The 5,277-nt window shown below is 61.5% G+C and carries 3 protein-coding genes; 1 reads left to right on the forward strand and 2 read right to left on the reverse strand.

The window, feature by feature from the left end:
• Positions 1-48: 48 nt before the first annotated feature.
• Positions 49-1,797: an ABC transporter ATP-binding protein/permease gene (locus ABSG20_RS29155; protein WP_423867924.1), complete on the reverse strand. Its 1,749-nt coding sequence runs from the start codon at positions 1,795-1,797 to the stop codon at positions 49-51.
• Between the two features lie 323 nt (positions 1,798-2,120).
• Between ABSG20_RS29155 and ABSG20_RS29160 the strand changes: the two genes are divergently transcribed.
• Positions 2,121-3,785, forward strand: coding sequence for an L-lactate permease (locus ABSG20_RS29160; protein WP_423867925.1), 1,665 nt, complete (start codon positions 2,121-2,123; stop codon positions 3,783-3,785).
• Positions 3,786-3,948: 163 nt separating this feature from the next.
• Here the strand turns inward: ABSG20_RS29160 and ABSG20_RS29165 are convergent, their stop codons facing one another.
• On the reverse strand, positions 3,949-5,148 hold the full coding sequence (locus ABSG20_RS29165) for a hypothetical protein (RefSeq protein ID WP_423867926.1): 1,200 nt from the start codon (positions 5,146-5,148) through the stop codon (positions 3,949-3,951).
• Positions 5,149-5,277: the final 129 nt, after the last annotated feature.

The raw sequence follows: 5,277 nt of genomic DNA on the forward strand, positions 1-5,277 counted from the left end.
GGGGCCGGACGGAGCAGGTGCCGTGGGCACAGGCGGCGGGCGCAATGGTTACGACGGCTCGACCTTCGCGCCCGGGTCCTGCAGCGCGAAGCGATCGCCGTCGCGGGCAAGCTCGACATGGCGCCGATGGAAGGCCAGAAGTGTCGAGCGATGACCGATCGAAACGATGGTCGTCGCCGGCAACCGCTGTTCGATGAGACGGTAAAGCCTGGCCTCGGAAGCTTCATCGAGCGAGGCGGTCGCCTCGTCGAGGAACAGATATTGCGGCGCGTGCAACAAGGCGCGCGCAAGCCCAAGGCGCTGTTGCTCGCCGAGCGAAAGCATCCGGTTCCAGTGCATATCCTCATCGAGCTGCGGTGCGAGCTGCGCCAGGCCGACCGCGACCAGCACGTCCCTGACATCTTCGGAACCGAACGCGCTCGCTTCCGCGGGGTAGACGATCGCAGCCTTCAGCGCACCGACCGGAAAATACGGCCGCTGCGGCAGCATCATCAGCTTGGCTTTCGCAGGAATGGCGATCGAGCCGCTGCCGAACGGCCAGATGCCGGCGATGGCGCGAAACAGGGTCGACTTGCCGGCGCCGGAGGGGCCGGTGACCAGGGTGCTCTCATTGGCGCGGATACGGAAGCCGTCGGCGGAGATCAGCGGCGTGCCGTTGGGCAGGCGCACCAGGAGCTCTTGCAGGTCGATCTCGTCGCCGCCATCGGATGCCACGACGCCGATCGAATCGGCGGCGGTCGCGAGCGTCGAGGCGCTGGCGATTGACCTTTCAAATCCATCGAGGCGGGCGACGACGGCCCGCCATTCCGCCAGCTCCCGATAGGCCGAAACAAAAAACGACAGCGCCTGTTGCACGCTGCCAAACGCTTCGGCAGTCTGGATCACGGCGCCGAGCAGTATCTTGCTGGCGAAATAGGCCGGCGCAACGAGAATCATTGGGAATATGACGGCTGCCTGGGCGTAACTTTGGGTGAACGCCGTCAGCCGCTTGGTGCGGCTCATGATCTCATACCAGTTGTGGACGACGCGGCCGAAGCGCTCGGAAAGCCGCTCGCGCTCGGCGCCTTCGCCGTGCAACAGCGCGATCTGTTCGGAATTTTCCCGCACCCGCACCAGGTTGAAGCGGAAATCGGCCTCGAAGCGCTGTTGCCGAAAATCCAGGTTGACCAGCGGTGATCCGATCCACTGCGTCAGTATTGTGCCGAAGATGGCGTAGATCAGCGCACCCCACACGAGGTAGCCGGGGATGTCGAACTCGCCGCCAAAAGCATGCAATGGCGCTGCCGCAGACAGCCCCCATAGGATAACGACAAAGGACGCCAGCGTTACGATTGAGCTCAGCAGGCCGACACCGATGCTCAGCGTTGCATCGACAAACAGTTTTACGTCGTCGGTAACACGTTGATCCGGGTTATCAGCCGCATCACCCTGAAGCTGCATGCGGTAGTGGTTGGCATCGTGCAGCCACTCGCCCAGATATTTGGTGGTCATCCAGCGGCGCCAGCGGATCTGCAGCCATTGATTGAGATAGGTCTGATAGACCGAAAGCACGACGGCTACGGCTGCCAACACACAAAAGACGATGGTTTCGCGGACAAAGCCGTGCCAGTCTTTCTCCTGCAAGGCGTTGTAGAAACGATTGCGCCACTGGTTGACCAATACACTGTCTCCGACCAGCGCAAGTTCGATTGCAATCACCGCGGCAAGCAACGTACGGCCGGCCAGTTTGTCCTCGGAACGGAAATAAGGCACAGCGATCCGCCATACGGTCGCGATCGTCGAATTGATCTTGTTCACAGATTGCCGTCTCCATGAGAATGGCTCCAAAGACCTGAAAAAATGGGGGAATTGGAGCGCTTAGACTAAAGTCGCAGTTGCCAAGCGGTGCGTTCGCTTGTCCAAGCCTCGGACTCAACCCTAGCATAGGTATAACGGCGAGGGGCGGGGGGCCTTCCCAGTTCGCGAGGTTGTGAGCGGATCAGGCAAGGCCAGTCCAGGCAGGGCCAATCCGCGGCCGATTTCGCGCATTGCAACGACACTCCGGCGATCGCGCCAAGGCACGCCTGACCGCCGCCACGCGGTCAGGGCGAGGCCGCATAACGGCATGGGAGTAAACTGCAATGTGGAATCAAGTCTATAATCCGCTCAACAATACGGCGCTGTCGACGCTGGCCGCGGCTATTCCGGTCGTCACCTTGCTGGTGCTGATCGCCAGCGGCAAGGTCAAGGCGCACATCGCCGCCATTGTCGCTGTGGTCCTGACCAACCTGATTGCGATCTTCATTTTCACCATGCCGCCGGGCATGTCGATCCGCGCTTCCTTGCTCGGCATCGTCTCCGGGTTCTTCCCGATCGGCTGGATCGTGCTCAACGTCATCTTTCTCTACCAGCTCACGGTCGCAACCGGCCAGTTCGAACTGTTGAAGCGCGCGGTCGGCGGCGTCACCGAGGACCGCCGACTGCAATTGCTTCTGATCGCATTTTCATTTGGCGCGTTCTTCGAAGGCGCTTCGGGATTCGGTACGCCGGTCGCGATCACCGGCTCGGTCCTGATCGGCCTCGGCTTCTCGCCGCTGGCAGCCTCCGGTCTGTCGCTGATCGCCAACACCGCCCCCGTCGCCTATGGCGCGCTCGGCACGCCAATCCAGGGGCTGGCGACAGTGACCGGTCTTGATCCTTATATCCTGGGCGCCATGGTCGGGCGGCAGTTGCCGTTGTTCTCGCTGATCGTGCCGTTCTGGGTGGTATGGGCGTTCGCCGGCTGGAAAGGCATGAAGGACATCTGGCCGGCCATTCTGGTCACCGGCGTGTCGTTCGCGAGCCCGCAATTTCTGATCTCGAACTACGTCAATCCCTGGATCGTCGATATCGGCGCATCGCTGATCTCGATGGGCTGCCTGATCCTGTTCCTCAGGGTCTGGCAGCCGAGGCAGCTCTGGCTGTCGCCGGCGCTGCGCGGCAAGGATGAATCGATTGCGACGATGACGGCGCCGAAGCCCATGGACAAGACCTCGCTCACCCAGACAGAGCTTTGGACCGCGTTGCTGCCATGGATCATCGTCTGCGTCGTGATGCTGATCTGGGGCAACGGGGCCTTCAAGACCTGGGCCAACTCGATCTTCACCTGGAATTATCCGGTCCCCGATCTGCACAACATGATCAACAAGGTCGCGCCGGTGGCGGCGAAGCCGACGCCGGAAGGCGCCGTGTTCGCCTTCACCTACCTCTCGTTCACCGGGACGGGCATGCTGATCGCCGCGATCATCTCCGGCAGCCTGGCGGGCTTTTCGCCAGTGAAGATGATTGCGGAATATGGCCGCACCATCAGGCTGTGTGCGATTTCGCTGATCACGATCTCGGCGATGCTGGCGATCGGCACGCTGACGCGATTGTCGGGCGTCGACGCCACGCTTGGTCTGGCGTTTGCGGCGACGGGCGTGCTTTATCCCTTCTTCGGCACCCTGCTCGGCTGGTTGGGCGTGGCGCTGACGGGATCGGATACCGCGTCGAATATTCTGTTCGGCAACCTGCAGAAAATCACCTCGCAGCAACTCGGCCTGTCATCGATCCTGATGGGCGCCGCCAACTCGTCTGGCGGCGTGATGGGCAAGATGATCGACGCGCAGTCGATCGTCGTCGCTTCAACCGCGACCAACTGGTATGGACACGAGGGCACGATCCTGCGCTTTGTGTTCAAGCATTCGATCGCGCTGGCGTGTCTCGTCGGTCTCTTTGTGATGCTGCAGGCTTATGTCTACCCGTTCACGGAAATGGTCTTGAAGTAAGTCCATTCTTTGCACGATCGACCAAATCCCCGCGGCCGGTATTCCGCGGGGATTCGCTTGTGAGGCGGCAATTTTGACCCGGCCTCAATCCGGTCAATGTCGTACTGAGATTTCAAGCTCCCGCGCAACACCATGTCGGCGCGGATCCCGGTCAAAGGTCCGGCTATTTCCAGGCCGACTTGTCGGTATCCCAGCGCTGGCCCTTGAATTCCCTGGCCAGCGCATCGACCGAGCCGTTGTCGTCCTTCTGGTCGCCTTCCTCGTCGCCGGAGGATTCCTCGGCCAGATTGAGTTTTGGACCCGCGGCTTCGTCCTTGGTCGAAATGACGGGATTACTGATCCACAGAATCAGCCGTTCCGACCCTACCGGCCTGTCCGGCGCCACCAGCGCGGTGATCTCGACCGTTTCGGTAAGGTCGAGCGCGGGAAATAGCTGGCTCGGCCGCTTCAAGGTCAATTTCAGCGCTCCGGTATTGGCGTTCCAGGCCGATGACGACGATTTCGCCGACAGGGTTTTCGTCAGCACGCCGGCAATCGTCGTTGCGAGCTTGTCCCTGTTGAGGCTGTCGCCGTCGCGCCAGTCGGCGGCCGCGAATCGGATCGTGCGCTCCATCTCGATAATGCCGCTGGTCCAGCCGGCGGCGACCACGCCGGGCATCAGCTTGAACCTGTCGATCAGCGCGGCGGCGCGATCAGGATCGACGCCGATGTTGATCGTCTGCTCGCCGGCGCGCAGGGCATCGCACGACACCACGAGGCTATCAAGCGAAACCTCGATGTTCTGACCCTTAAGGGCCCTCAGGAAATCCACCGCCGCGTCCAGCTTCACCCTGACGGCGACGGCTTCCGGAGAGACTTCGGTAAAATCCTTTGGTGCGGTCGCGATGCTGTCATCGGTAGCCTGGCTGTCCTTGAATTCCATCTCGCTGAGATCGGAATTGTCGGTCGATGTCACCTCCGTCACCGTTTGGCCGACGCCGATCTGGCCCTTGAATTCGAAGGTGTCGCCGGTCGGTTTGCGGACGAGTTTGACCGTGACCGGCAATTTGTCGCCGAGGCTCTGGGTGGTTCCGGTCAGGGTCTGGCCGTTGACAGCGAGGTTGGCGATGAAACGGTCCTTGCGGTCCGAGCCTTTCTCCGCCGGATAGCAGACGTCGAGCACCGCGGAGGTAACGGTCTTTCCCTGGCGGGTTTCCTTGAGGATGACGTCGGCATTGCCCTCCATCAGGCCATCGATGGAGGTAAAATACCGGACTTCGCTGCCGCCGTTCGGCGCAGCTTTGGGCGAGAGCTTCATGTCGGCGAAGGCGAGATCCGACGATGCCGTCATCAGGCCGACCAGGCAGAACAGAAGCGAGCGCATATTGGATACCTCGCGAGGCAGAATCAAACCTGACCTTAGGGCTTTTTTGGCTGCGATAGAATTGGAACCGAACCTCCCTACCAGATCGACGCCCAGTTCGCCAAAAATCAGGGCCGCCCGGAGGCGGCC

Origin of the sequence: Bradyrhizobium sp., assembly GCF_049512235.1 — a bacterium.
Classification (GTDB): Bacteria; Pseudomonadota; Alphaproteobacteria; order Rhizobiales; family Xanthobacteraceae; genus Bradyrhizobium.

Bases quoted from the DNA above. Each gene is read 5' to 3' on its own strand.
- ABSG20_RS29160 (WP_423867925.1), top strand. From the start codon at position 2,121: ATGTGGAATCAAGTCTATAATCCGCTCAACAATACGGCGCTGTCGACG.
- ABSG20_RS29165 (WP_423867926.1), bottom strand. From the start codon at position 5,148: ATGCGCTCGCTTCTGTTCTGCCTGGTCGGCCTGATGACGGCATCGTCG.